Source organism: Stutzerimonas xanthomarina DSM 18231, assembly GCF_900129835.1.
Taxonomy (GTDB): Bacteria; Pseudomonadota; Gammaproteobacteria; order Pseudomonadales; family Pseudomonadaceae; genus Stutzerimonas; species Stutzerimonas xanthomarina.
The window spans coordinates 327,074-352,075 of sequence record NZ_FQXA01000003.1; the positions used below are offsets into that span (position 1 = coordinate 327,074).

The 25,002-nt window shown below is 58.8% G+C and carries 25 protein-coding genes; 5 read left to right on the forward strand and 20 right to left on the reverse strand.

Features of this window, described 5'->3' with window-relative positions:
* The first annotated feature begins 248 nt into the window (after window positions 1-248).
* Window positions 249-3,395 (forward strand): ribonuclease E, encoded by a 3,147-nt coding sequence (gene rne / locus BUE09_RS09535; protein WP_197675245.1) that lies wholly within the window; start codon window positions 249-251, stop codon window positions 3,393-3,395.
* Window positions 3,396-3,612: 217 nt separating this feature from the next.
* On the opposite strand, the gene murB is transcribed toward rne, so the two are convergent.
* The 8 genes from murB to BUE09_RS09575 all read right to left on the reverse strand — a co-directional run bounded on the left by murB (window position 3,613) and on the right by BUE09_RS09575 (window position 10,451).
* Window positions 3,613-4,632: a UDP-N-acetylmuramate dehydrogenase gene (gene murB, locus BUE09_RS09540; protein ID WP_073300765.1), complete on the reverse strand. Its 1,020-nt coding sequence runs from the start codon at window positions 4,630-4,632 to the stop codon at window positions 3,613-3,615.
* On the reverse strand, window positions 4,629-5,093 hold the full coding sequence (locus tag BUE09_RS09545; protein ID WP_073300766.1) for a low molecular weight protein-tyrosine-phosphatase: 465 nt from the start codon (window positions 5,091-5,093) through the stop codon (window positions 4,629-4,631). The genes murB and BUE09_RS09545 overlap by 4 nt, the downstream gene beginning before the upstream one ends.
* Before the next feature lie 2 nt (window positions 5,094-5,095).
* Window positions 5,096-5,860: a 3-deoxy-manno-octulosonate cytidylyltransferase gene (gene kdsB, locus BUE09_RS09550; protein WP_073300767.1), complete on the reverse strand. Its 765-nt coding sequence runs from the start codon at window positions 5,858-5,860 to the stop codon at window positions 5,096-5,098.
* On the reverse strand, window positions 5,857-6,042 hold the full coding sequence (locus tag BUE09_RS09555) for a Trm112 family protein (protein WP_019342470.1): 186 nt from the start codon (window positions 6,040-6,042) through the stop codon (window positions 5,857-5,859). Before BUE09_RS09555 ends, kdsB begins: the two co-directional genes overlap by 4 nt.
* 47 nt (window positions 6,043-6,089) lie before the next feature.
* On the reverse strand, window positions 6,090-7,097 hold the full coding sequence (gene lpxK, locus BUE09_RS09560; RefSeq protein WP_073300768.1) for a tetraacyldisaccharide 4'-kinase: 1,008 nt from the start codon (window positions 7,095-7,097) through the stop codon (window positions 6,090-6,092).
* Window positions 7,097-7,525 (reverse strand): ExbD/TolR family protein, encoded by a 429-nt coding sequence (locus BUE09_RS09565; protein ID WP_073300769.1) that lies wholly within the window; start codon window positions 7,523-7,525, stop codon window positions 7,097-7,099. The genes lpxK and BUE09_RS09565 overlap by 1 nt, the downstream gene beginning before the upstream one ends.
* Window positions 7,522-8,154: a MotA/TolQ/ExbB proton channel family protein gene (locus BUE09_RS09570; RefSeq protein ID WP_073300770.1), complete on the reverse strand. Its 633-nt coding sequence runs from the start codon at window positions 8,152-8,154 to the stop codon at window positions 7,522-7,524. The genes BUE09_RS09565 and BUE09_RS09570 overlap by 4 nt, the downstream gene beginning before the upstream one ends.
* A gap of 71 nt (window positions 8,155-8,225) precedes the next feature.
* Window positions 8,226-10,451 carry a DNA internalization-related competence protein ComEC/Rec2 gene (locus tag BUE09_RS09575; protein ID WP_172830722.1) on the reverse strand — a complete coding sequence of 742 codons (2,226 nt, stop codon included), beginning with the start codon at window positions 10,449-10,451 and terminating at the stop codon, window positions 8,226-8,228.
* 177 nt (window positions 10,452-10,628) lie between these two features.
* Between BUE09_RS09575 and BUE09_RS09580 the strand changes: the two genes are divergently transcribed.
* Window positions 10,629-11,144 (forward strand): DUF2062 domain-containing protein, encoded by a 516-nt coding sequence (locus BUE09_RS09580; RefSeq protein WP_073300771.1) that lies wholly within the window; start codon window positions 10,629-10,631, stop codon window positions 11,142-11,144.
* 9 nt (window positions 11,145-11,153) lie between these two features.
* On the opposite strand, the gene BUE09_RS09585 is transcribed toward BUE09_RS09580, so the two are convergent.
* Genes BUE09_RS09585 through BUE09_RS09595 form a run of 3 tightly spaced genes read right to left on the reverse strand, consistent with a single transcriptional unit; the run spans window position 11,154 to window position 14,354 of the window.
* Entirely contained in the window at window positions 11,154-12,401 is a 1,248-nt protein-coding gene (locus tag BUE09_RS09585) for a lipoprotein-releasing ABC transporter permease subunit (protein WP_073300772.1), read from the reverse strand.
* Window positions 12,401-13,114: a lipoprotein-releasing ABC transporter ATP-binding protein LolD gene (gene lolD, locus BUE09_RS09590; RefSeq protein ID WP_417775796.1), complete on the reverse strand. Its 714-nt coding sequence runs from the start codon at window positions 13,112-13,114 to the stop codon at window positions 12,401-12,403. The genes BUE09_RS09585 and lolD overlap by 1 nt, the downstream gene beginning before the upstream one ends.
* The gene (locus BUE09_RS09595; RefSeq protein ID WP_073300773.1) at window positions 13,107-14,354 is read right to left on the reverse strand and encodes a lipoprotein-releasing ABC transporter permease subunit; all 1,248 of its coding nucleotides are present in this window, start codon (window positions 14,352-14,354) and stop codon (window positions 13,107-13,109) included. Before BUE09_RS09595 ends, lolD begins: the two co-directional genes overlap by 8 nt.
* 100 nt (window positions 14,355-14,454) lie before the next feature.
* Here BUE09_RS09595 and BUE09_RS09600 point away from each other — a divergent pair, with 100 nt between their 5' ends.
* From BUE09_RS09600 to BUE09_RS09610, 3 genes are read left to right on the forward strand one after another with little or no spacing between them, the layout of a single operon-like run.
* Complete coding sequence (locus BUE09_RS09600) at window positions 14,455-15,030, forward strand: PilZ domain-containing protein (RefSeq protein WP_073300774.1); 576 nt, start codon at window positions 14,455-14,457, stop codon at window positions 15,028-15,030.
* Window positions 15,030-15,335 carry a phosphodiesterase gene (locus tag BUE09_RS09605; RefSeq protein WP_073300775.1) on the forward strand — a complete coding sequence of 102 codons (306 nt, stop codon included), beginning with the start codon at window positions 15,030-15,032 and terminating at the stop codon, window positions 15,333-15,335. Before BUE09_RS09600 ends, BUE09_RS09605 begins: the two co-directional genes overlap by 1 nt.
* Complete coding sequence (locus BUE09_RS09610; RefSeq protein ID WP_073300776.1) at window positions 15,332-16,054, forward strand: glycerophosphodiester phosphodiesterase; 723 nt, start codon at window positions 15,332-15,334, stop codon at window positions 16,052-16,054. The genes BUE09_RS09605 and BUE09_RS09610 overlap by 4 nt, the downstream gene beginning before the upstream one ends.
* 115 nt (window positions 16,055-16,169) lie before the next feature.
* On the opposite strand, the gene sthA is transcribed toward BUE09_RS09610, so the two are convergent.
* The 9 genes from sthA to BUE09_RS09655 all read right to left on the reverse strand — a co-directional run bounded on the left by sthA (window position 16,170) and on the right by BUE09_RS09655 (window position 24,859).
* The gene (sthA, locus tag BUE09_RS09615; RefSeq protein ID WP_073300777.1) at window positions 16,170-17,564 is read right to left on the reverse strand and encodes a Si-specific NAD(P)(+) transhydrogenase; all 1,395 of its coding nucleotides are present in this window, start codon (window positions 17,562-17,564) and stop codon (window positions 16,170-16,172) included.
* Window positions 17,565-17,753: 189 nt separating this feature from the next.
* On the reverse strand, window positions 17,754-17,984 hold the full coding sequence (nqrM, locus tag BUE09_RS09620; RefSeq protein WP_073300778.1) for a (Na+)-NQR maturation NqrM: 231 nt from the start codon (window positions 17,982-17,984) through the stop codon (window positions 17,754-17,756).
* A complete protein-coding gene (locus BUE09_RS09625) occupies window positions 17,981-19,006 on the reverse strand; it encodes an FAD:protein FMN transferase (protein WP_073300779.1) in 1,026 nt (341 codons plus the stop codon). Before BUE09_RS09625 ends, nqrM begins: the two co-directional genes overlap by 4 nt.
* A gap of 1 nt (window position 19,007) precedes the next feature.
* The gene (gene nqrF, locus BUE09_RS09630) at window positions 19,008-20,234 is read right to left on the reverse strand and encodes an NADH:ubiquinone reductase (Na(+)-transporting) subunit F (protein WP_172830741.1); all 1,227 of its coding nucleotides are present in this window, start codon (window positions 20,232-20,234) and stop codon (window positions 19,008-19,010) included.
* A gap of 12 nt (window positions 20,235-20,246) precedes the next feature.
* Window positions 20,247-20,855: an NADH:ubiquinone reductase (Na(+)-transporting) subunit E gene (nqrE, locus tag BUE09_RS09635; protein ID WP_073300781.1), complete on the reverse strand. Its 609-nt coding sequence runs from the start codon at window positions 20,853-20,855 to the stop codon at window positions 20,247-20,249.
* A complete protein-coding gene (locus tag BUE09_RS09640; RefSeq protein WP_172830720.1) occupies window positions 20,855-21,529 on the reverse strand; it encodes an NADH:ubiquinone reductase (Na(+)-transporting) subunit D in 675 nt (224 codons plus the stop codon). The genes nqrE and BUE09_RS09640 overlap by 1 nt, the downstream gene beginning before the upstream one ends.
* Window positions 21,526-22,314, reverse strand: a complete 789-nt coding sequence (locus tag BUE09_RS09645; RefSeq protein ID WP_073300782.1) for a Na(+)-translocating NADH-quinone reductase subunit C — start codon at window positions 22,312-22,314, stop codon at window positions 21,526-21,528. The genes BUE09_RS09640 and BUE09_RS09645 overlap by 4 nt, the downstream gene beginning before the upstream one ends.
* Window positions 22,307-23,518 (reverse strand): NADH:ubiquinone reductase (Na(+)-transporting) subunit B, encoded by a 1,212-nt coding sequence (locus BUE09_RS09650; protein WP_073300783.1) that lies wholly within the window; start codon window positions 23,516-23,518, stop codon window positions 22,307-22,309. The genes BUE09_RS09645 and BUE09_RS09650 overlap by 8 nt, the downstream gene beginning before the upstream one ends.
* Before the next feature lie 3 nt (window positions 23,519-23,521).
* Window positions 23,522-24,859, reverse strand: a complete 1,338-nt coding sequence (locus BUE09_RS09655) for a Na(+)-translocating NADH-quinone reductase subunit A (protein ID WP_073300784.1) — start codon at window positions 24,857-24,859, stop codon at window positions 23,522-23,524.
* Between the last annotated feature and the right edge of the window lie 143 nt (window positions 24,860-25,002).

Consider the following 25,002-nt stretch of genomic DNA (forward strand, 5'->3'; position numbering starts at 1 on the left):
CGGATTGCGTAGCAAAGGCTTTCATAGACGCTTCATTCCGTCCGCTACCGGTGACTGATTCCTCCTCCCGAACCATTGCTTCTGTTCCGACAGCAAGCAGGAGACGTCGTCGCGACGCCGGCCCCAAATGGCCGCACATCGCTGGACACTGGAGTGCTTTACAACCATTCCTGACTCACCTGACACCGACCGCGAGAGTCGTGTGTGCCGAACGCCGTTTCCGCTGCCTTGGAAACCGACGGTACTACATGAAAAGAATGCTAATTAACGCAACTCAGCCCGAAGAGTTGCGTGTCGCACTGGTCGACGGCCAACGCCTGTTCGATCTGGACATCGAGTCCGGCGCCCGCGAACAGAAAAAAGCCAACATCTACAAAGGCAAGATCACCCGCGTCGAGCCCAGCCTCGAAGCGGCGTTCGTGGATTTTGGCGCTGACCGCCACGGGTTTCTCCCTCTCAAGGAAATCTCCCGCGAATACTTCAAGAAGGCGCCAGAAGGCCGCGTCAACATCAAGGAAGTTTTGAGCGAAGGCCAGGAAGTGATCGTCCAGGTCGAGAAGGAGGAGCGCGGCAACAAAGGCGCAGCCCTGACCACCTTTATCAGCCTCGCCGGCCGTTACCTTGTCCTGATGCCCAACAACCCGCGTGCCGGCGGTATCTCTCGCCGCATCGAGGGCGAAGAGCGCAACGAACTCCGTGAAGCACTGAATGGCCTTAACGTTCCAGCCGACATGGGTCTGATTGTTCGGACCGCAGGCCTTGGCCGCTCCAGCGAAGAAATGCAGTGGGATCTGGATTATCTGTTGCAGCTATGGAGCGCCGTCAAAGAAGCCTCCCAGGATCGCCCCGCCCCGTTCCTGATCTATCAGGAATCGAACGTTATTATCCGCGCCATCCGCGACTATCTGCGCCAGGACATCGGCGAAGTGTTGATCGACAGCGTTGAAGCTCAGGACGAAGCGCTCTCCTTCATCCAACAGGTCATGCCGCAGTACGCCAGCAAGATCAAGCTGTACGAGGACAGCGTGCCGCTGTTCAATCGTTTCCAGATTGAAAGCCAGATCGAGACGGCCTTCCAGCGCGAAGTGAAGCTGCCGTCCGGCGGCTCGATCGTTATCGATCCGACCGAGGCACTGGTGTCTATCGACATCAACTCCGCGCGCGCCACCAAAGGCGGCGACATCGAAGAAACCGCTTTGCAGACCAACCTCGAAGCGGCCGAGGAGATCGCCCGTCAGCTGCGCCTGCGTGATATCGGGGGCCTGATCGTCATCGATTTCATCGACATGACCCCGGCGAAGAACCAACGCGCCGTGGAAGAAAAAGTTCGCGAAGCCCTCGAAGCCGACCGCGCACGTATTCAGGTCGGTCGCATTTCACGCTTCGGCTTGCTGGAAATGTCCCGTCAGCGCCTGCGTCCGTCGCTCGGTGAAACCAGCGGTATCGTCTGCCCGCGCTGCAATGGCCAAGGGATCATTCGCGACGTCGAATCGCTGTCTCTGGCTATCCTGCGCCTGATCGAAGAAGAAGCCCTCAAGGATCGCACAGCCGAGGTCCGTGCCCGCGTGCCCTTCCAGGTTGCGGCCTTCCTCCTCAACGAAAAGCGCAACGCTATCACCAAGATCGAACTGCGCAGCCGGGCGCGCATTTTCATCCTCCCGGACGATCACCTGGAGACCCCGCACTTCGAAGTGCAGCGTCTTCGCGACGACAGCCCGGAAATCATCGCCGGTCAGGCCAGCTATGAAATGAGCCCAACCGAGGTTGAGGAAGCTCAACCAGTCAGTTCGACGCGCACGCTGGTTCGCCAGGAGGCGGCCGTCAAGACCGCACCGCAGCGTACTGCGCCAGCGCCAACTCCAAGCACTGCACCGACTGAGCTGCCTGCACCTGCCGCCCCGGAGCCGAGCCTTTTCAAGGGCCTGGTCAAGTCACTGGTCGGCCTCTTCGCCGGCAAGCAGGAAGCGCCAGCCGCAGAAGTCGAGAAGAAAACCGCCGCGACTAGCCGCCCACAACGCAACGATGAACGCCGTAGCGGGCGCCAGCAGAACCGTCGCCGCGATTCGCGCAGCAACCGCGACGAAGAACGCAAGCCTCGCGAAGAGCGCTCTCCTCGTGAAGACCGGCAGCCTCGCGAAGAGCGTCAGCCACGTCCGCCACGTGAAGAGCGCAAGCCTCGCGAGGCCCGCGAACCGCGCGAATCCCGTGAGCCAGTCGATGCCAGCGAAAGCAATGCACAGTCGCAACAGCAACCACGTCGCGATCGCACCCCGCGCGAGGATCGGCAGCCGCGAGAAGAGCGCAAGCGTGAACTGCGCGCACCGCTCGACGATTCGACCCAGACCGCACCCGCGGCAGCGGCCAGCGAAGAGAGCCCTGAGCGCAAGCCTCGTGCGCCTCGCGAAGAGCGCAAACCTCGTGTAGAACAAGCCGAGAACGTGGAAGAACAACAAATCGAAACTGGGGAGGCTTCCCAGGAGGATCAGGATCCGTCAGAAGGTAGCGATCGTCCTCGCCGCCGTTCTCGCGGCCAGCGTCGTCGCAGCAACCGCCGTGACCGTCAACGCGATGCCAATGGCAACGAGATCGACGACGATGCACAGAGCAACAACGCCGAGGTCAGCGAAAGCAATGCACCGGTGAAATCTGAGCAGGTTGCTATTGCCGCGACTGCTGCCGCTCTTGCGGCCAACACCGCAGACACCGCCGCCGCACCCGCTGAGCCTCAGGGCGAAACAAAGGAAGCAGAAACATCTGCGCCAGCCGCAGCCTTTAACAAATCGAGTGAAGCGACCGAAGCTGACAAGCCAGCCGATGCCACCGGAGCGCTGGATGGCGAAGCTACGGTGCCGGTGATGGCAGAAGCCGCGCCAGTCCCCGCACCGCAGACATCCAGCGAGCCGAAGGCGCCGACAATCGAGCCCGAGGCTGCGCAGGCGGTAGTCACGCCTATTGTGGCAGAGCCTGTGCAGTCAACAGCTGCCGAGACTGAAGCACCGACCGTGACTGCAAGCGGTCGAGCGCCTAATGATCCACGCGAGGTGCGTCGCCGACGTCTGGAGCAAGAGCGTCTGGCCAAGGAAGCGGCCGAAGCTGAAGCGAAAGCCCCGACAGAAACCAAAGCTCCGGCAGAACTGGAACTGACCAGCCCCGAAATTGTTGTCAGGGAGCCGGACAGCGTTCCAGCCACCGAGCAATCGGTCAGCACTGCAAACGGCAATGTGGAGCAAAGCCTCGAGGTCGCCCCGAAGCCGGACGTGTCATCGGTTCAAACGGAAGCCGAACAGCCGACTGCCGAACCGCTTCAGTCTGAAATGGATACGTTCAAATCCGCCACCGAAGCCGACACGGATGTTGCGGAGCAAGCCAAGCCGCAGGACGCAGACAAGCGTTAGGACTGACCGACGCGGCAATACAAAAAGGGATGCTTCGGCATCCCTTTTTTTGTCGGCGATCGTTTAAAAGCCATTGCACTGCGCTTTGGTCGGGCGCTCAGATAACAGGAAAATGGTCGCCTAGTCGGCACTCAAAGCTCCGATGTAGCTGAAATCCGCGAAGCACCATCTACTATTATCGGAAGCAAGAAATGGACGCGGCGCAACCCACCCTTAGTCAGACGACGTTAGGCTCAATTTCCAGCTGCACACCAAAACGCTCCAGAATGTCAGCCTGGATCTTTTCGGCAAGCTGCAGAATTTGCCGGCCGCTTGCCTGGCCGTAGTTGACCAGCACCAGCGCCTGCAGCCTATGGACGCCCACATCCCCCTCTCGGTACCCCTTCCAGCCTGCACGCTCGATTAACCAGCCAGCGGCAAGCTTGACCTGCCCGTCTCCTTGCGGAAACGCTACCAAATCGGGATATCGCGCGAGCAAGGCGTTAGCGGTCGATTGTGGAATCAATGGGTTTTTGAAAAAACTGCCGGCATTTCCAAGGACCTGGGGGTCTGGCAGCTTTTCACTGCGAATCGAACAGACTGCGCGACTGACGTCCATAGCCGTCGGTGATTGGATATCGTGCTGCTGCAGCCAATGACCCAGGGGGCCATATTCGAGGCTGAGCGCCGCAGTCCTGCGAAGCACAAAGCGCACCCGAAGAATCACGTAGCGTCCGGCATTACGCTTGAACAGGCTATCGCGGTAGGCAAATTCGCAGGAAGCCAGATCAAACTCAACCAGATTGCCTGTTTGGCGGTCCAGTGCGGTCAGCCCAGCGAAGACATCCTTGATCTCGACACCGTAGGCGCCGACATTCTGGATCGGCGCGGCACCGACCGTACCGGGGATCAGGCTGAGGTTTTCCAGTCCAGCCAAACCCAGCTCCAAGCTACGCAACACGAATGGATGCCAGGGTTCGCCGGCCTCCGCCTCGATCACCACCCGCTGGCCGTCATCTTCAGGGATTCGAATACCGCGGCTGGTCATGTGCAGCACCAAGGCGTCTAGGTTCCCGGTCAATACCAGATTGCTACCACCACCCAGTATCCATAGCGGAACATCAAGGCGGCGGGCTTCATGGATCGCTTCGATTACTGCCTGATCGTCGTGCGCCTCAGCGAAGTAGGCGGCATGGGATTCAACAGCGAAGGTGTTGAACGCCTTGAGTGAGCGACGCTGCTCGATATGAAGACTCATTGACGCCCTCTGATCTCGTCGAGCAATTGCGCAACGCCATCTTCAATCAGATCGAGCACCTGCTCGAAACCGTCCTCGCCGCCATAATACGGATCGGGCACGGCATCCTCACCTAACCTGTATCGGCGCAGAAACAGATCAACCTCGGCATTACAAGTCGCCGGACGCAGGGCGCGCAGGCGCTCCAGATTGTCATGATCCATCGCTAGGATCAGATCAAAACGTTGAAAATCTTCCACGGAGACCTGTCGCGCCCTTAGCGCCGCAAGGTCGTAGCCGCGTCTGGCGGCCGCTAGGCAAGCACGCTGATCCGGTGCTTTGCCGATATGCCAGCGATCCGTCCCGGCCGAATCAATGGTGACTCGCTTATCCATCCCGGCTTTTTCTGCGCATTTGCGAAACACCGCCTCAGCGGTCGGTGATCGGCATATGTTGCCCATGCAAACGAACAGGACTTTCACGCTTACGCTCCAAGCAGTTTGCGGACTCGCTCAAGGTCTTCAGTCGTGTCGACCCCGGGCGGGGGCGCCTCGACCGCATCGGCGACATGGATACGCTTGCCATGCCAGAGCGCACGTAACTGCTCAAGGCATTCGGTATTTTCCAGCCAGCATGGACCCCAGGCCACGAAGTCAGCCAGGAACCCGGCGCGGTAAGCATAGATACCAATGTGCCGACGGTAAGGAACATCGTTCGGAAGCGCATCGGGATCACGCGCGAACGCGTCGCGCGCCCACGGCAGCGGTGCACGGCTGAACGTCAGCGCCAGGCCATCGATATCGCACAGCACCTTTACTACGTTCGGGTTGAAGAGCGCATGCGGATCACTGATCGACTCCGCGAGCGTAGCGATAGCCGCTTCGGGGTGCGCAGCCAGATTGAGCGCGACCTGGTCGATCACCGAAGGCGGGATCAATGGCTCATCGCCCTGAACATTGACAACTATCGCATCAGCCGCAAGGCCCAGCTGGTCCGCCACCTCGGCGAGCCGATCGGTGCCCGAGTTATGGTCGGCGCGGGTCAGCAATGCCTGCGCGCCAAAGCCTTCGCAAGCCTGCAGAATGCGTTGATCGTCCGTGGCGATCACCACCCGCTGTGCTCCGCTCCTACAGGCCTGCTCCCATACATGACGAATCATCGGCTTGCCGGCGATGTCCTGCAGGGGCTTACCCGGAAGGCGGGTGGATGCGTAACGCGCCGGGATCACTACGGTGTAAGCGTTAGTCATTTGTCCAGACGCTCATCCACATCAAGGGTGCGGGCTTCGCTTTCGAGCATCACCGGGATGCCGTCCCGGACCGGAAAGGCCATGCCGTCAGCCTTGCAGATCAGTTCGGACTTGTCATCGGTCAGCTTCAGCGGGCCCTTACAGAGCGGGCAGGCGAGAATATCGAGCAGTTTGGTATCCATAGCGCAGTCCTTGGGTGCAGCCGACTGCACCAGGCAGATCGAGCGGCTTAGATATGAACGGGCGGCAGCAAACGGTCCAGCTGGGCATCAAACCAGGCGACGAACGCTGTGGAAGGCTCGGCCTGCACTTGGAGATAACACCAGCCCGGCAGCGCGAAAGCCCGGCATTTGACCGCATCTTTCTCGGTCATCACCAGGGGTAGCTCTGGGCTGAAACTCAGCTGCTCCAGGCTATAGCGGGCGTGATCGGCGAAGGCATGCGGAATCGGTCGCCAGTGTAGCGCCTCGAGCGTAGTGAAGAAACGCTGCGGATTGCCGATTCCAGCGACCGCGTGCATCTGCTGGCCTGCCGGGAAATAATCAAGCGACCTGACGTCCCCAGTGCTTAGCTCGATCAGTCCTGAGGGCTGCAGGGCGAACCCAAAACCGGAGGGACTGTCCGTCAGCGTGCCATTGATCAGTACCGCATCCACCGAGTCTAGTCGCTCCAGTGGCTCTCGCAGTGGGCCTGCGGGAAGGCAGCGCTGGTTGCCCAGCCCGCGAGCCGCGTCGATAAGGATTAGCTCCAGGTCGCGAGCCAACCGGTAATGCTGCAGCCCATCGTCGGATAGAATCAGATCCAGTGACTCGAGCTCAAGCAACTTACGAACCGCGCGGGAGCGATCAGGATCGATCATTACCGGTACGTTTGTTCGCTGCGCGATCAATAACGGCTCGTCGCCAGCCTCGGCTGCCGAATGCTCGGGCTCAACTCGCCACGGATACTCGGGTGGTCTGGCACCGTAGCCCCGGCTGACGACGCCAACTCTCAAGCCCCGTCGCTGACAGTGCTCGATGAGCCAGAGAATCAAGGGAGTCTTGCCGGTGCCGCCGACGGTGATATTACCGACCACCACCACAGGCACTGGCGAGCGATAGCAGTCGCTCACGCCACTGATGAACCGCTTACGCTTAGCGGTCACCACGTGGCGGTAGAGCATTTCCAGCGGTGCGAGCAGCGCCAGGGCAGGATGTCCTTCGTACCAGGCCCGCTGGAAGCGATCAGCAAAGGACATTAGGGCTCCGCCTGGGCCTCAACGGTAGTGATGCGCAGGTGCGCAAAGCCCAGTTTCCCGGCCGCATCCATGGCGGTAATAACCGCCTGATGCGGAGTCTTGCCATCGGCACTGATGATCATTGGCCAACTCGTATCGCCGCCCGATTCCTTGCTGAGTGCCGCCATCAAGGTGTTCAGATCATGCTTGATCAGTGCCTTGCCGTTGAGACTGAAGTTGCCGTTGACGTCGATAACAACCTCCAGCCGCTTCTGCTCACTTTCCTGTGGTGGCACACCGCTAGCCGCCTCCGGAAGATCAACCTGGAGCTGGGTTTCGCGAGTAAAGGTAGTCGTCACCACGAAGAACAGCAGCAGGATGAACACCACATCAATCAGCGGGGCCAGGCCGATGTCGACGTTTTCCCGCGCCTTGCGCCGAAACTTCACGCCTTGCCCTCTCCTAGGTCGACGTCACGGTCACCCTGTACCACTTCAACCAGCTTGATCGCCTCCTGTTCCATACCGACCACTAGCTCTTCGACACGGCGCAAGAGGAAACGATGGAAGAACAGTGCCGGGATGCCAACCATCAGACCCGCAGCGGTGGTAATCAACGCCTTGGAAATGCCCGCTGCGAGCAACGGCGCGTTGGCCATACCGGAGCCCATGAAGGCACTGAAAATTTCGATCATGCCCAGTACCGTACCGAGAAGCCCGAGCAAGGGCGCGATACCGGCAATCGTACCCAAGGCATTGAGGTAGCGCTCCAGGTCATGGACAACGCGGGCGGCTGCTTCCTCGATACACTCTTTCATGATCTCCCGACCATGCTTGGAGTTAGCCAGACCAGCAGCCAAGATCTCGCCCAGCGGCGAGTCGGCGCGCAGCTCTTTAAGCTTCTGGTTGCTGAGCTTCTTGTCCTTGATCCATTTCCATACCTGACCGAGCAGGTGTGACGGGGTCACTCGGCTAGGCCGAAGCGTCCACAGCCTTTCGGCAACGATACCGGCGGCGGCGATGGAACACAGGATGATTGGCAGCATTATCCAGCCGCCCGCTTTAACCAGCTCCCACACGAGATGAATCCCCCTCGAAAAAGTGGCGCCACTCTAGCATAGGGCCGCCAGCCCGCCGACGGCCCCGGTTCTCATTTTTCCCGCCAGAATCGACGCTCGGCACGTAATCCTCGAATAGGCTCGTAACGGCCGAGGCGAATCCGTAGCGCGCCCTGTTCTGCCGTGTCATGAAGCTGAGCACCGGCCGCTTGAAGTCGCCGCACCACTTCGGGATGAGGATGACCGAATGCGTTATGCAAGCTACGCGAGATGAGCGCCCCGCCCGCTCCAGTCGCCTCGATGAACGCCGTTGATGAGGAGCTACGACTGCCGTGATGTGGCACCAGCAACCACTCGACGTCGAGTGGCATGGTGCTCGATAGGAGCGCCTGCTCGGTTTGCACATCGATGTCACCGGTGAGCAGCAGCCGCTCGCCATTCGCCTCGATCAACAACACGCAGGAGGACTGATTTCCATCTTTGGCCTGAGGTGACTGCCAAAGCATGAAGCTGACCTGATCCCATTCCCAGACGTCCCCGGAACGGCAAAGCTCGGCGTTTAGCGACGCCGGTAGGCTTTCCGGTTCACCGCTAACCACTCGATCAGCTGGCATATGCCGCTGGATCGCCGAAGCGCCGCCGGCATGGTCGCTATCAGCATGACTGAGAATCAGCAGATCAAGACCGCTCACTCCTAGCGTGCGCAACGATGGCCAGACAACCCGTTCACCGATGTCGAAATCGCCATATCGCGGCCCCGCGTCATATAACAGAGCATGCTCACGCGTGCGGATCAGCACGGCGAGTCCCTGACCGACGTCGAACAGCCAGATCTCCGCCTGCCCTGTTGCCGGCTTGTCGGCGGGTGGAAATAGCAGCGGTAACAGAAACATCAGACCCAACGCCCGAAACGGCACTCCTGACGGTAGCAGGATCAGCAGCATTCCAAGCGCAACCAACAGCCAGCTCCATAGCGGTAAAGACGCCGGAAGCCATGCCGGTTGCCAGCCGGCAAGCCATTGCAGCGCATCGAAGAGAACTGCCAACAACCCACCGGCCACCCATAGCACTGGCTCGCCAATGCCTGGCACCCACAGCAAGGTTGTGCCCAATAACGAAAACGGAACGATCACCGCACTGACCAGCGGTACAGCAAAGAGGTTGGCGATCGGCCCGCTCAGGCTAACCGGCAGGCCCAGCGCCAACAGGATCGGCAACAGCCCCAGGGCCATGCTCCACTGTGCGCGACCGAGCGTGCGCCACCAGCTCAAGCTGCCAAGCCGGCCGCGGAACACCAGCGCAAGAAGCGCCACCGCCAGGAATGACAACCAGAAGCCCGACTGCAGCCCTACTAGCGGATCCAACAGCAGGACAGCATCAAGCGCGATCAGCAGCGGCAGCCAGACACCCAGATGCCGATACCGCAAACGCCACAGAAGCACCAGAGCGACCATAACCAACGCTCGCTGGACCGGGACTTCGAAGCCAGCCAGCCAACCGTACGCAAGCGCTCCAACCAAAGCCAGGCTACAAGCGCAGGGCAACCAGGCTACGCCACGTGGCCAGAGTCCCCAACGCGCTAACAATGCCACCAGGCCGTAAAGTAAGCCGGCCAGCATGCCCACGTGCTGTCCCGAGATAACCATCAAATGGACGGTTCCGGTGTCCTGTAGCACGCGCCAGTCAGCGGTGGACAGACCGCTGTCATCGCCGACCACCAATGCCGCCAGGGCGCCGGAGCGACCCTGAGCGTCAACCGCCAGCAAGCGCTGCCGTAACTGGTCACGCCATGCCAGCCCGCCTTCCGCTGCTGCCACGCGCTCTCCAGCTTTTATCGTGCCACTGGCACCGATCTGCCGGGCAAGAAGCCAGGCCTCGTAATCGAAAGGATGCGGGTTGACCAAGCCCCGTGGCCTTTTCAACTTGGCAGCAACCCGCCATCGCTCCCCTGCCTGCATTACCGGACCGCCGTACCACGCAAGGCGAAGACGGGATGGAAGGCCACCGTGCCGGGACGTTATATCGATCAGCTCGAAGCGCACCACACCGTCGCGAACATCCGGAAGGCCGGTCACCTTGCCTTCGAGCCAGAACGTACGGCCATCGAGTTCAGTTGAAAGGCGGTCGTCCAACGCCCCATGGGCGCACAGACAGGCCCATGCAAACCCGCAGAGAAAGCACCCGATCGCCTGCCAGCGGAACGGTAATAACACCAGGCCGGCCACCAACACCAATGGCAACACCGAAGCGGGCGGCAATTGCGGTAAAAAACGCAGCAGTAGAACGCCTGCTGCTAGCGCCAGCATCGCTGTACGCATCGGATCTCCGGAGTCCGTTCCAGTCATCGGCCGTCTGGCAAATTCAGACACCGCGTCATATAGCTTGGCCGACATCCTGTCGGCGTTCACAGTGTAGAATTTAGGTCACAACTCCTCTCAGCGCCGGGTCTCGTTTCAGGCATAATCGGGCGCGCTTCACCCCGCCAGAGAATCTTCATGCCGCGTCGTTTTTTCAAACGCTACATGCCGCACCCTGATCGCTTAAAGACGCACAAGTCTTTGCGGTTTCTCGGCACACTGACGCATGACCCCAACCTGCTGCATCTCAATCGGCATTCGGTTTCCCGGGCGATGGCTATCGGCCTGTTCTGGGCCATGATCCCTATGCCCCTGCAGATGCTTGCTGCCGCGCTTTGTGCAGTGTTGGCCAGAGCCAACCTGCCGATTGCCGTTGGCCTGGTCTGGCTGACTAATCCGCTGACGATGCCGCCAGTCTTCTACTGCAACTACAAGGTTGGCGCCTGGCTGCTGGACACGCCGGTTTCCCCGATGCCCATGGAACTTAGCCTTGCCTGGGTGCGCCAGATGCTGAACAGCCACTGGCAGCCGCTTTTTCTAGGCTCGTTCGTCGTCGGCATCGTGGTAGCCGTATTGGGTTACGTTGCGACTCAGAGCTACTGGCGCTGGTGGGTCGGTCGCAGTTGGCGCAAGCGGCAGATGGACCGCCGCTGACCTTGTCACCTACTCGTAGCGCAGCGCTTCGGCTGGCTGTGTCTGCGCGGCCCGCCAAGCGGGATAGACCGTCGCTAGAAAACTGAGAAGCAGTGCCGCCAAGGTGACAAGCAAGACATCATGCAGCCGCAGTTCAGACGGCAGAGTGCTGATGAAATACACATCCGAACTAAAGATATGCTGTCCCGATACCTTTTCCAGCCAGGATACGAGAGCGCTCACGTTCATAGCGCCAAGCACCCCCAACACGGTCCCTATCAGGGTCCCGGTCAGACCGATGATGCTGCCCTGCACCATGAAGATCGCCATGATTTGGCGGGGCGTTGCGCCCAGAGTACGCAGAATCGCGATATCCGCTCGCTTGTCCGCGACCACCATGATCAAGGTAGCAATGATATTGAACGCTGCGACCGCCACGATCAGCAGAAGCAGCAGACCAATCATGGTTTTTTCCATCTTCATCGCGCTGAACAGACTGCCCTGGGTAAGCGACCAGTCCTCGCCACGGTAACCCTTGCCTAACCCGGCGACGAGCTCGGTTGCGATCTGCGGCGCCAGATAGAGATCAGCCAGCTTAACCCTAACGCCTTCGACTTGCCCCGGTTGCCAACGAAGAATCTGAGCGGCATCGGCCCGGTGAATCATCGCCAGACTGCCATCCAGCTCAGCGCCAACCTTGAACACCCCAACGACGTTCAGACGCTGCATACGCGGCGTGATACCGCCAGGCGCATCGCTTAGCTCAGGCACGATGAGCGTGAGCTTATCGCCCAACTTCAGACCAAACCGGCGCGCGGTCATCTGCCCGACGATAACGCCTGACTCCCCAGCCTCAAGATCGTCGAGACTGCCAGCGACCATCTTGGTGCCAAGGATCGACACTTCACTTTCAGCATCCGGATCGATGCCCTTGATTTCAATTGGCTGCATCGAGCCTCGGTAGGAAAGCATGCCCTCAAGCTGGGTAATCGGTGCAGCGCCGATCACCCCCGGGTGCGCCTGTAGTTGCTCGGCCAGCGATTGCCAGTCACCCACTGGCCGTCCATCACCAGCAATCACGGCGTGCGGCACCATGCCGAGGATGCGGTTGCTCATCTCGCGCTGGAATCCATTCATGACGGACAGCACAATAATCATCGCCAGCACGCCCAGCGACAAGCCGATCATGGATGTCAGGGAAATGAATGAAATGAAATGATTGCGGCGCTTGGCCCGCGTGTAGCGGCTGCCAATGAAGATGCTGAGCGGCCTGAACATTAGCCTGCCACCAACCGGCCATCTTCCAGACGCAGTATGTGATCCATCTGCCCCGCCAGTTGCGGATCGTGCGTGACGACAAGAAAGGCCGTACGCAACGAGCTGCTCAGCTCCAGCATCAGGTCTTGAATCCCCTGAGCCGTATGGTGATCAAGGTTACCGGTAGGCTCATCGAGCAGCACCAGCGCCGGACGGTTCGCCAAGGCACGCGCGATCGCTACGCGCTGACGCTCTCCCCCGGACAGTTCTGAAGGCTTATGGGCGAGTCGGTGGCCAAGCCCTACACGCTGCAACAGTTCGGTTGCGCGCATTCGCGCTTCCGGTATCGGTGTATTGCCGATTAGCAGCGGCATGCAGACGTTTTCAAGGGCGCTGAATTCAGGCAGCAGATGATGGAACTGATAGACGAAGCCCAGCGCTCGATTACGCAGCAGGCCGCGGTCCTTTTCGCTGAGCGCAGAGAGTTCTTCTCCAGCCAGCCAGACGCTCCCCTCGCTAGGGGTATCCAGCCCGCCAAGCAGATTGAGCAGTGTGCTCTTGCCTGAGCCGGAAGTGCCAACGATGGCGACCCGCTGGCCCGGGAACAGCTCCAGCTCAAGACCGCAAAGCACACTGACCGACTCCGGCCCCTGTTCGTAGCGTTTGCCCAGGTTGCGGCAGCTCAGCACCGCAGCCTCGTTCGCAGACCGTCCATTCATAAACAACTCACTCATATCGTAACGCCTCGGCCGGTTGCGTCCGGGCCGCACGCCAAGCCGGATACAGGGTGGCGAAAAAGCTGAGAATCAGTGCTGCGGCGCAGACCTGAATCACATCGGCCGTCATCAGCCGGGACGGCAGATAGTCAATGAAATATACGTCTGCACTAAGAAATTTGTGCCCGATCAAGCGCTCTAGCGCAGCGATCCAACTGCTTACATTGAGCGCTGCGAAGATGCCCAGCAGCGCGCCCACCAGGGTACCGACAACGCCTATCACAGTGCCCTGTACCATGAAGATCGCCATGATCTGCCGCGGCGTCGCGCCAAGCGTTCGCAAAATCGCGATGTCCCCACGCTTATCGGTCACAACCATGACCAGCGTGGAAATAATGTTGAAGGCTGCCACCGCGACGATCAGTAATAGCAACAGGCCGATCATGGCCTTTTCCATACGGATTGCCTGGTAAAGGTTACCGTGGGTGCGGGTCCAATCCCGGGAATAGAACTCATCCCCCAATTTGCCCGCCAGCTCCCAGGCAATACGCGGGGCCTGAAACAGATCGACGAACCGCAGACGCAGCCCCTGCACCTGATCAGCCTGCCAGCGATGCAATCGCGCCAGATCGGAGATATTTGCCATAGCCACATAGCCATCGATCTCCCCCGCACCCACATGAAAAATACCGCGCACTGTGAAACGCTTCATGCGCGGGAAAACACCAGCCGGCGTGACGGTGACCTCAGGAGCCACGAAGGTGACCTTGTCGCCGACAGCTACACCCAAGGTGCTGGCCGCCTTATCACCGATAACAATGCCGAATTCGCCAGGCGCCAGTTCTGCAAGTCCGCCCTCACGAAAAAACTGGCCCACGATGGATACTTCCGGCTCGATAACCGGGTCCACAGCGTTAATCAATATTTTGGTCACCTGCCCACGATGGGTCAGCAAACCTTGCATTTGTATGAACGGCGCAACGGCAGCGACCTGAGGATGCTGCGCCAGCCGCTCAGCCACAGTTTGCCAGTCGTCGATAGGGGTCGCGCTTTCGATAGTGGCGTGAGGCACCATGCCTAACACACGGCTGCGCATCTCATGATCAAAACCATTCATCACCGACAGCACAACGATCATGACGAGCACACCGAGCGCCAATCCGATCATGGAGGTGAAAGAGATGAAGGAGACGAAGAGGCTGCGACGTTTGGCGCGTGTGTAGCGCGCCCCGATATACACGGACAGCGGTCTGAACATAAATCGTTGGGTTCGCTTTCGCTGGCGGGAAATAACAAGCTGAATGACGACGCCAAGCGGCCTGATACACTCAAGCCATCACTGCAGCTCAGGGATCGACATGCCCATAGAAGACACTGATGATCGCCGCGAATACTATCGTATCGAGGACATGATCGCACTGGAAATCCTGCCGCCGGAACACGCCGAAACAGTCTCAGGTCACGGATCGACGCAACGGTTCGAACTGCTCGGCGAACTCCACCAACTCGACTTCGAGGCACAGCATCTGCTGCGTCAGATAGCCGAGGGTAACCGCACGCTGGCCAACTACCTGAAGGTGCAGAATAAGCGTATCGAGCTGATTGGTCAGGCGCTCGCTCAGGATTTACTGCGGGACCTCGGCCCGCCACGTGCGACCGTGCTGTCAGAAGGCGGCATCAATTTCGTAAACGACCAAGCGCTTGATGTGGGCTCGACATGGTTACTTAAGCTGGCATTGATGCCGCAGGGTCTGGGCATGCTGCTGACTGCACGCATAGCGAGCTGCCAAGCGCTCGAGAGCGGGAAATTTGCAATCGGTACCTCTTTCGAAGCGTTGACTGATGCACAACGACAATTGCTTGCGCGGCATATCCTGCAGAAACAGGCGGCGGAACGACGCCTGGCTCGTGAAAGCTCGCAAGGACCTGATTGATGCGCCCCCTTCTACTCATTCTGCTGATCTCCAGTCTGAACACATCTGCACACGCTGACGACATCAAAATCCCGGTCGGCCAGCAAGGCCTGGCCAACGTCCCGCTCCCCAGCCGCGGAGATGCGACGATCGATGTACTTGATCGTTTTGGTCTAGCCGATGAGGAACATCCTGCGATCGGCCAGCCGCCTATCACTCGCTGGGATTATCGCGATTTTTCTGTCTATTTCGAAGGCAACCGGGTGATCGACAGCGTTGTTCATCACCAACATTCCCCATCATTGCAACCAGAGAGACAACCGTGACGCTTATCTATGGCCACCGCGGCGCAAAGGGTGAGGCGCCTGAAAATACCCTGGCCGGGTTCAAGCAGTGCCTCGCACACGGCGTGCGCCGCTGCGAACTCGATTTGCACCTATCCAAAGACGGTGAGCTGATGGTGATCCATGACCCGACACTCAAGCGCACCACAGGGCGACGCGGCAAGGTCGTCGAGCATGACGCACAAGAGCTGATCCAATACGACGCGCGCCAGGGAGGTCCCAGCTGGAAACAGCCATGCCCCATACCGCGTTTAGCTGAGTTGTTCGAGCAATGCGACTTCGAGCACTGGCAACTGGAAGTAAAATGCGCCTCGCGCGTTCGCGCCGCACGCTCGGTATTGGCGATCAAGGCATTGGCAGAACGTCATAACCTGCTCGACCGAGTCACCGTTACATCAGGATCGCGGGATGTGCTGCGCGCCTTGAAACGACTGACGCCTGAGCTCTCATGCGGCTTGGTCGCCGAGTACGCCTGGCTCGACCCGCTGAAGGTGGCCAAGCAGTACGACTGCTCGCTGTTGGCCTTGAAATGGACGCTATGCACGCCCGAACGAATCGCCAAAGCCCGCCAACTGGGTCTGCATGTATCGGTCTGGACTGTCAACGACCCGGCGCTGATGCGTCGGCTTGCAGATTTCGGTGTGGACAGCCTGATTACCGATTATCCCGGCCTTGCCGTCACGACGCTTCGCCACGCATAAAGCGAGGCCGCCATCACGGCGGCCTGGAATTGCTGCCCTTAAAAGCTTTCCCGATTCGGCCAGCGCCAGTCTCGGGTATCTTCCCCAACCGGCTCAGGCCACCGGTCAGAGCCGCTCAAAAAAGCCGGTTTAGCCCGTCAAAGGCCGCAACGCGGTAAGCCTCTGCCATGGTCGGGTAGTTGAAGGTGGTATTGATGAAATACTTCAACGTATTCGCCTCGCCCGGCTGGTTCATGATCGCCTGGCCAATGTGGACGATTTCCGAGGCCTGATAGCCGAAGCAGTGCACACCAAGTACCGCCAGCGTCTCGCGATGAAACAGGATTTTCAGCATGCCGACCGGCTCGGCTGATATCTGCGCCCGCGCCATGCCTTTGAAGAAAGCCTTGCCCACTTCGTACGGCACCTTGGCTTCGGTCAGTTCACGCTCGTTCTTGCCGATCGAACTGATCTCCGGAATGGTGTAGATACCGGTCGGCACGTCGTCGACGAAACGCCAGCTGTCGTTCTCCACGATGCTGCCCGCCGCCGACCGCCCCTGATCGTAAGCAGCGCTCGCCAAGGATGGCCAGCCAATTACATCACCCGCGGCGTAGATATTGCCGACCTCCGTGCGGTAATGCTCGTCAACTTTGATCTGACCGCGGCTATTGACCTTGAGGCCGATGTTTTCCAATGAAAGCTTGTCGGTATTACCGGTGCGACCGTTACACCAGAGGAAGGCATCCGCCTTGATCTTCTTGCCAGATTTGAGGTGCAGTATTACGCCATTGTCCACGCCCTCGACACGCTCGTACTCCTCGTTATGACGGATGAGCACGTTGTTGTTGCGCAGGTGATAGCTGAGCGCGTCGGAAATTTCGTCATCAAGGAAGCTGAGCAACTGGTCGCGATTGTCGATCAGGTCGACCAGCACACCAAGGCCGCTGAAGATCGATGCGTACTCGGAGCCGATCACGCCAGCCCCATAAATGATCAAACGCCGCGGTGTGTGGCTCAAGGTCAGAATGGTGTCGCTGTCATAGACACGAGGATGCGAGAAGTCGACATCAGCCGGGCGGTAGGGGCGCGAGCCGGTCGCAATGATGAACTGGTTCGCTACCAGCGTTTCGACCATCCCGTTCGCACTGACGACTTCGACTGTCTGCTCATCGGCAAAACTGGCAGTGCCGAAGAAGATATCGATGCGGTTACGAGCGTAGTAGCCAGTGCGAGATGTAACCTGCTTGGCGATCACGCTCTCAGCGCTTTTCAGAACGTCTGGAAAAGAGAACCAACGGGGCTCGCCAATCTGGCGGAACAGTGGGTTGGTGTTGTACTGCATGATCTGCCGCACCGAGTGGCGCAGCGCTTTTGACGGGATGGTACCCAAGTGTGTCGAGTTGCCGCCCACGTGCGGCCTGCTGTCAACCACGGCAACCTTACGGCCAGCCTTGACGGCATTCATCGCCGCGCCTTCGCCGGCAGGGCCTGAGCCCAACACCACCACATCGTAATTGTAGACAGCCATATTCACCCCAGACCACGCAGCAGGCAGCCCTGCCGCTGTTAACGAATTCGGTAAAAGCAGATGGCGGACGCTGCTCATCGGCGCACAGCCGCCTGGGTCGTTGCGCCGTCACTCGGGTCGCGTCGACACTGCATGCAAAGACCAGCACCCGGGACTCTGACTACTCCGGGCTTTCGAACACGTCAGCTGTCAGCGTCTGGTCGCGTCATACGCGAGATCTGCTTTTTCACCGCGACCCGCCTGCTCATTCACTTCTTCACACTTCTCACGGCTCCCGCCGCAGATCGAGCATTCCTTCTCGATGCCAAGATTGGCGATGCCCCCGCAAGAGCCTGCAATCGGTTTGCGACCCATGATCACGCCAATGGACATGCCGAATACCACTAACACCATGGCCAGAAAAACGATTAACCAAGTCATTCGTCTACTCCCGCACCGAACAGCTCATCAAAAGCCCCGGTGCTTTTGCTAATAAATTCCTGCCCTTCACGAATCACGAAGAACGCTGCAATGTTTCGCTCCGCCGCATATGCCAGGCCGCGCTCAGGCCCAAGCACCATTAACACAGTAGACAACCCATCTGCCCGCAATGTCGAGGGATCGACAACCGTCACGGCCGCCAGGTGATGATTGATCGGCGCACCAGTCAGTGGATCAAGCGTATGCGAATAGCGCTTGCCGTCTCGCTCGAAATAGTTGCGATAGTCACCTGACGTGGACACCCCAAGGCCGTCAAGCTCGACAATTCGCTGCGCTACTCGCTCATTGTCATGCGGCGCCTCGATTGCAATACGCCAGGGTACCCCGTCGGGTTTACGACCGAGGGCCTTGAGCTCGCCGGTGATCTCCACAAGGTAACGGCGGACACCGGAAGCCTCGAGATTTGCGGTTACGCGGTCCACTGCATAGCCTGCAGCGATACTGTTGAAATCAATCTGTACGGCAGCATCTTTGCAGAGCTGCGCGCCTTCGATACGAAGATGCCGATGCCCCATATTTTTACGCGCCTGAGCAATCTCATCTGCAGAGGGGATGCGCTCACCGGAACCCTTTGGGCCAAAGCCCCAGAGATTGAGCAACGGCTCGACCGTCAGATCGAAAGCGCCCTCGCTTTCCTCCGATAGCTGCTGGCCGGCCCGGAAGAGCTCCAGAACCCCCTCGGGCATCGCCATGCAGGTGCCAGCAGGAAGCGCGTTGAAAGTCTCGATATCCGAGTCAGCACGGTACGTAGACATCTGGCTGTCGATCTCGGCCAGAATCGCATCCGTCTCGTTTTGCAGCTGCTCTTTGGAAACCGCGGCGTCCCCGGCCACGTACTTCACCGAATAGGTGCTGCCCATGGTCGGCCCGCCGAAGCTATCCACATTCTCCTGAAACAGACAGCCCGTCAGGGCTGCCGCCAAGGCGACAACGAAGACGGGCCGTAGTAACGCTTTAGGCATGCTAGCCGCCGAAGTCGTCGAGCAGGATATTCTCCGGTTCAACGCCCAGGTCGGTCAGCATCTTGATCACCGACGCGTTCATCATTGGCGGTCCGCACATGTAGAACTCGCAATCTTCAGGCGCCGGATGACTCTTCAGGTAGTTCTCGTACAGCACGTTATGAATGAACCCGGTCGGACCTTCCCAATTGTCTTCCGGTTGCGGATCGGACAAAGCCAGATGCCACTGGAAGTTATCGTTCTCGGCCTGCAGCTGATCATATTCTTCGACATAGAAGGCCTCGCGCATAGAGCGAGCGCCGTACCAGAAGCTCATCTTGCGCTTGGACTTCAAACGCTTGAGTTGATCAAAGATATGGGAGCGCATCGGCGCCATACCCGCACCGCCGCCGATGAAGACCATTTCCGCATCGGTGTCCTTGGCGAAGAACTCGCCGAACGGCCCATACACGGTCACCTTGTCGCCGGGTTTCAAACTGAACACCCAAGACGACATCTGGCCAGGTGGCAAATCGTCTTTACCGGGTGGCGGCGAAGCAATACGGATATTGAATTTCACCAGCCCAACTTCTTCCGGGTAGTTCGCCATCGAGTAGGCACGAATCACGGACTCCTCGACCTTTGACACGTACTTCCACTGATTGAACTTGTCCCAGTCGCCGCGATACTCCTCCTGAATATCGAAGTCTTTGTAACGGACCTCATGCGGCGGGCATTCCAACTGCACATAACCGCCAGCACGGAAATCGACGTTCTCACCCTCAGGCAACTTCAACGTCAGTTCCTTGATAAAGGTCGCCACGTTGGGGTTGGACAGTACGGTGCATTCCCATTTCTTTACGCCGAACACTTCTTCCGGCACTTCGATCTGCATGTTCGCTTTGACGGGCGTCTGACAGGACAAGCGCCAGCCTTCGCCCGCTTCGCGGCGAGTAAAATGAGACTCCTCAGTCGGCAGCATCTCACCACCACCGCTCTCGACGATGCACTTGCACTGAGCGCAGGTGCCGCCACCGCCGCAGGCAGAGGAAAGGAAGATGTTATTGGCCGCCAACGTCTGCAGGAGCTTGCCGCCAGCCGGAACCGTAATGGTGCGTTCGCCGTTGATCTCGATGCTCACGTCGCCACTGGATACCAGCTTGGCGCGCGCCGCGAGGATCATCACAACCAATGCAAGCACGATGGCGGTGAACATGCCGATGGCGAGGAAAATTTCGTAACTCATCAGTTCATCCCGTCCTTACAGCTGTACGCCAGAGAAAGACATGAAGCCCAGCGACATCAGTCCGATGGTGATGAAAGTGATTCCCAGACCTTGAAGACCGTCTGGCACATCGCTGTATTTAAGCTTCTCGCGAATACCAGCCAGCAGCGCAATGGCCAGCGCCCAGGACAAGCCCGAGCCCACGCCATACACCACGCTTTCGCCGAGGTTGTAGTCACGTTCGACCATGAACAGCGTGCCACCCATGATGGCGCAGTTCACGGTAATCAGCGGCAGGAACACACCAAGGGCGTTATAGAGGCTGGGTACGTACTTATCGAGCAGCATCTCGAGGATCTGCACGATGGCCGCGATCACGCCGATGTAGCTGAGCAGACCGAGGAAGCTCAGATCGACCTCAGGCAGACCAGCCCAGGACAACGCACCGGCCTTAAGCAGGTAGGCGTAGATCAGGTTGTTGGCCGGTACGGTAATGGCTTGCACCACGATGACCGCGATGCCAAGACCGATGGCCGTTTCCACCTTCTTCGAAATAGCGATGAAGGTACACATGCCGAGGAAGAACGCCAGTGCCATGTTTTCGATGAACACGGCGCGGACGAACAGGCTGATGTAATGCTCCATTAGTAAGCCTCCTTGTTCGAGACTTGTGGTGCCATCTTGAAGGCCGGCTTCTCGACCTGCTCACGCTTCCAAGTGCGAATGCCCCAGATGATCATGCCGATCAGGAAAAACGCCGACGGAGGCAACAGCAACAAGCCGTTGGGCTGGTACCAGCCGCCGTCATTGACCACTGGGAGAATCGTATAGCCCATCAACTTACCCGCGCCGAACAGTTCGCGGACGATACCCAGCACGATCAGCATGGCGCTGTAACCGAGACCGTTTCCGATACCGTCGAAGAACGAGAGCACCGGCGGGTTCTGCATGGCAAACGCCTCGGCACGGCCCATCACGATGCAGTTGGTGATGATCAGTCCGACGAACACCGACAGCTGTTTGGACAGCGAGAAGGCGTAGGCCTTAAGGACTTGGTCAACCACGATCACCAACGACGCAATGATCACCATCTGCACAATCATGCGGATAGAGCCTGGAATCTGGCTACGGATCATTGAGATGAACAGATTGGAGAACGCCACCACCAAGGTCAGCGCGACGGACATCACCAGCGCTGTTTTCAGGTTGGAGGTAACCGCCAGCGCCGAGCAGATCCCGAGGATCTGCAGGCCGATGGGGTTGTTGTTGAAGACCGGATTGAACAGGACTTCCTTAATAGTAGGTTGCGACATACTCAAGCCTCCCCAGCGCGCAGGTTAGCGATAAAAGGACCGAAGCCGTTCTCACCCAGCCAGAAATGCAGCAGGTTGTTGACTCCATTACTGGTCAGCGTCGCGCCGGCAAGCGCATCGACCTGATGGTCGGCTTTCGGGCTCTGCGGATCGACTCCGCCTTTGACGACCTGGATCGCCAGCTCACCATCCTCTTTGTACAGCTTCTTTCCGTTCCAGAGGCTGCGCCATTTTGGATTGTCGACTTCGCCACCCAGGCCTGGTGTTTCACCGTGCTGGTAGAAGCCGAGACCCGCCACGGTATTCAGATCTTCCTGAAGGGCAAGGAAACCATAGAGCGTCGACCAGAGACCGTAGCCACGCACTGGAAGCACCAAAGTATCGAGCTCACCTTCGGTTTCGACGATATACACGACGCTGTACTTCTCACGGCGCTTGATCGAAGCGATGTCCTGTTCTGACGGCAGTGCATCGGACAGCTGCGGGTCCTTTGCAGCAACCAGTGGATCGAAGGTGTTTGGATCGAACTCGTCGCTGAACTTGCCAGTCTCGAGATTGACCAGCTTGGCTACGATGCGTTCTTTATACAGCGCCTTCACCTCAGCGCCGGACATACCGGCCTCACCAAGCCCGGCAATCGCCAGAATGCTGCGCTGCTTATCGAGCTGACGGTTCTCCAGCTGTGTCGGACGCAGCGCGACAGCCGCCCCGGCGACGAACACCGAGCACACCAGACAAACCAGCAGGGCCACTATCAACGTACGGACAGTGGATTCTTTTTGACTAGACATTACGCGCCAGCCTCCGCTTGATATTGGCCTGAATGACAAAGTGGTCAATCAACGGTGCACAAAGGTTGGCAAACAGAATCGCCAGCATCATGCCTTCCGGGAAGGCCGGGTTGACTACACGGATCAGCACCACCATCACCCCGATGAAGATGCCGAAGACCCACTTGCCGGTGTTGGTCATGGATGCCGAAACCGGGTCGGTGGCCATATAGATCAAGCCGAAGGCAAAGCCACCCACCACCATGTGCCAGTACCACGGCATGGCGAACATGGGATTGCTGTCCGAACCGATCAGATTGAACAGCGAGCTCAATGCAATCATGCCGATCATGGTGCCGGCAACGATACGTATCGATGCGATCTTGGTCGCCAGCAGTACCGCGCCGCCGATAAAGATGGCCAGCGTACTGGTTTCACCAAGCGAACCATGAATGGTGCCGACAAACGCGTCCATCCAGGTAATGCCGCTCTCTACGACGTTTTCTATACCACCGGCGAAACCCAGGCTCAGCGCAGTAGCACTGGCATAGCCGTCGACCGCGGTCCAAACAGCGTCGCCGGACATTTGCGCCGGGTAGGCGAAAAACAGAAACGCACGGCCGGTCAGCGCGGGGTTGAGGAAATTCTTACCGGTGCCGCCGAAGATTTCCTTGCCGATCACGATACCGAAGCTGATGCCGAGCGCGACCTGCCACAGCGGAATGCTGGGCGGCAGCGTGAGCGCGAACAGAACAGAGGTAACGAAGAAGCCTTCGTTGACCTCATGCTTGCGGATCGAAGCGAAGAGCACTTCCCAGAAGCCACCAACGATAAAGGTGACCGCATAAACCGGGACGAAGTACGCCGCGCCCTGGATGAAGTTATCCCACGCACTGGATGGGTCAAAACCCGCCAACGCGCTGATCATTGCAAACTGCCAGCCGTCCTGAGCTGCAAGCAGATCCGGGCTTTGTGCATAGATCAGGTTGGCCTGGTAGCCGGTGTTCCACATACCGAAGAACATCGCAGGAAAGGTGCAGAGCCAGACGGTGATCATCATCCGCTTCAGGTCAATACCATCACGCACGTGGGCGGTGGTCTTGGTGACGCTGCCCGGACGGTAGAGGAATGTGTCCGCCGCTTCGTAGAGCGCGTACCACTTCTCGTACTTGCCGCCCTTTTCGAAGTTGTGCTCGATCTTGTCGAGGAATTCGCGAATGCCCATTCTTTAACCCTCCTTCTCGATACGGGTCAGATTGTCTCGCAGGATCGGGCCGTACTCGTACTTGCCAGCACAGACGTAAGTGCACAACGCCAAGTCTTCTTCATCCAGCTCGAGGCAGCCCAATTTCTGCGCAACCTCGGTGTCTCCAATGATCAAGGAGCGCAGCAATTGAGTCGGCAGCACGTCGAGTGGCATGACCTCTTCGTAGTTACCGACTGGAACCATGGCTCGAGGACTACCGTTGGTGGACGTGGAAAAGGCGAACTTCTTGCCACCCATCAGCTTGGAGATATAGATGTTGAGGATCGAGTGCTTGTCACTACCGGCGCGCAGGTAGTGCAACATCTCCCGTTCCTTACCTTCACGCAGGCAAGAGACCTGCTGGTGGTAACGACCGAGAAAGGCGAAAGCGCCATGCGCAGTACGACCGCCCAGGACAGATCCAGAGACGACACGGTTTGCGCCAGGCTGCAGCTCGCCAGCGGTCAATTCATCGAGATTGGCACCCAGCCGGGTGCGCACCAGACGCGGTGCCTCGACGACCGGGCCGGCCAACGAAACCACGCGCTCCACCGACAGCTTGCCAGTCAGAAACAGCGCACCGATCGCGATGACGTCCTGATAACCAATTGCCCACACGCTTTTGGAAGCGCTAACCGGATCCAGGAAATGAATATGCGTACCGGCCAGACCGGCAGGATGCGGACCAGCGAAGCTCTCAGTCTGAACCTTTGCAATCTGCTCGCCGGGCAGCGAAGCGCCTTCGGCTTTGCACAGAAACAGCTTACCCAGATTGCCGAGAACCTTTAGACCTGCTTCGAAATCAGCAGCTCGCTCGGCGATGATCACTGCCGGATCGGCAGCCAACGGATGAGTGTCGATGGCAGTAACGAAAATTGAGCTAGGCACAGCATCGACAGCCGGAACCTTGCTATACGGGCGAGTGCGCAACGCAGCCCAAAGACCGGCCTGCTGCAGGTTCTCACGAACCTTCTCGTCACCCAAGCCTTCCAGCTCGGCTGAGCCGTACTGATTGAAAGTGACCTCTTCGGCACCTTCCAAATCGATGACGACCGATTGCAGGACGCGCTTCTCGCCACGATGAATCGCAGCGACCACACCAGCCCCAGGCGCGGTGAAATGGACGCCAGGTGTCTTCTTGTCGGAAAACAGTACCTGCCCCAATTTCACGCGATCACCGACCTGAACTTCCATGGTCGGTTTCATGCCAGGGTAATCAAACCCTACTACGGCGACGCTTCGCACGGGCCTTCCGGCCTCGATACGCTGCGCCGGCGCACCTGCAATGGGCAAATCTAGCCCACGTTTTATATTGATCATCGGCTCGCCTAACCACTGATTTTAAAAGACTTTTTTACGGGCCCAGCGATTTAGCTGAAAGTCGAATTGCACGACGCACACCGAAACGTATACCGGCGCGACGCTATGCCACGGGCCCAGGTAGAAATCCGCCCGATTATAGA

What these genes read in the sequence shown, in the direction of transcription:
- BUE09_RS09595 (WP_073300773.1), bottom strand. Translation starts at nt 14,354, where the DNA reads ATGTTCAGACCGCTGTCCGTGTATATCGGGGCGCGCTACACACGCGCC.
- nqrE (WP_073300781.1), bottom strand. Translation starts at nt 20,855, where the DNA reads ATGGAGCATTACATCAGCCTGTTCGTCCGCGCCGTGTTCATCGAAAAC.
- BUE09_RS09605 (WP_073300775.1), top strand. Translation starts at nt 15,030, where the DNA reads ATGCGCCCCCTTCTACTCATTCTGCTGATCTCCAGTCTGAACACATCT.
- lpxK (WP_073300768.1), bottom strand. Translation starts at nt 7,097, where the DNA reads ATGTCCTTTGCTGATCGCTTCCAGCGGGCCTGGTACGAAGGACATCCT.
- BUE09_RS09575 (WP_172830722.1), bottom strand. Translation starts at nt 10,451, where the DNA reads ATGCGTACAGCGATGCTGGCGCTAGCAGCAGGCGTTCTACTGCTGCGT.
- murB (WP_073300765.1), bottom strand. Translation starts at nt 4,632, where the DNA reads ATGAGTCTTCATATCGAGCAGCGTCGCTCACTCAAGGCGTTCAACACC.
- sthA (WP_073300777.1), bottom strand. Translation starts at nt 17,564, where the DNA reads ATGGCTGTCTACAATTACGATGTGGTGGTGTTGGGCTCAGGCCCTGCC.
- BUE09_RS09655 (WP_073300784.1), bottom strand. Translation starts at nt 24,859, where the DNA reads ATGATCAATATAAAACGTGGGCTAGATTTGCCCATTGCAGGTGCGCCG.
- lolD (WP_417775796.1), bottom strand. Translation starts at nt 13,114, where the DNA reads ATGAGTGAGTTGTTTATGAATGGACGGTCTGCGAACGAGGCTGCGGTG.
- BUE09_RS09625 (WP_073300779.1), bottom strand. Translation starts at nt 19,006, where the DNA reads ATGCCTAAAGCGTTACTACGGCCCGTCTTCGTTGTCGCCTTGGCGGCA.
- kdsB (WP_073300767.1), bottom strand. Translation starts at nt 5,860, where the DNA reads ATGACTAACGCTTACACCGTAGTGATCCCGGCGCGTTACGCATCCACC.
- rne (WP_197675245.1), top strand. Translation starts at nt 249, where the DNA reads ATGAAAAGAATGCTAATTAACGCAACTCAGCCCGAAGAGTTGCGTGTC.
- BUE09_RS09585 (WP_073300772.1), bottom strand. Translation starts at nt 12,401, where the DNA reads ATGTTCAGGCCGCTCAGCATCTTCATTGGCAGCCGCTACACGCGGGCC.
- BUE09_RS09600 (WP_073300774.1), top strand. Translation starts at nt 14,455, where the DNA reads ATGCCCATAGAAGACACTGATGATCGCCGCGAATACTATCGTATCGAG.
- BUE09_RS09650 (WP_073300783.1), bottom strand. Translation starts at nt 23,518, where the DNA reads ATGGGCATTCGCGAATTCCTCGACAAGATCGAGCACAACTTCGAAAAG.
- BUE09_RS09645 (WP_073300782.1), bottom strand. Translation starts at nt 22,314, where the DNA reads ATGTCTAGTCAAAAAGAATCCACTGTCCGTACGTTGATAGTGGCCCTG.
- nqrM (WP_073300778.1), bottom strand. Translation starts at nt 17,984, where the DNA reads ATGACTTGGTTAATCGTTTTTCTGGCCATGGTGTTAGTGGTATTCGGC.
- BUE09_RS09555 (WP_019342470.1), bottom strand. Translation starts at nt 6,042, where the DNA reads ATGGATACCAAACTGCTCGATATTCTCGCCTGCCCGCTCTGTAAGGGC.
- BUE09_RS09580 (WP_073300771.1), top strand. Translation starts at nt 10,629, where the DNA reads ATGCCGCGTCGTTTTTTCAAACGCTACATGCCGCACCCTGATCGCTTA.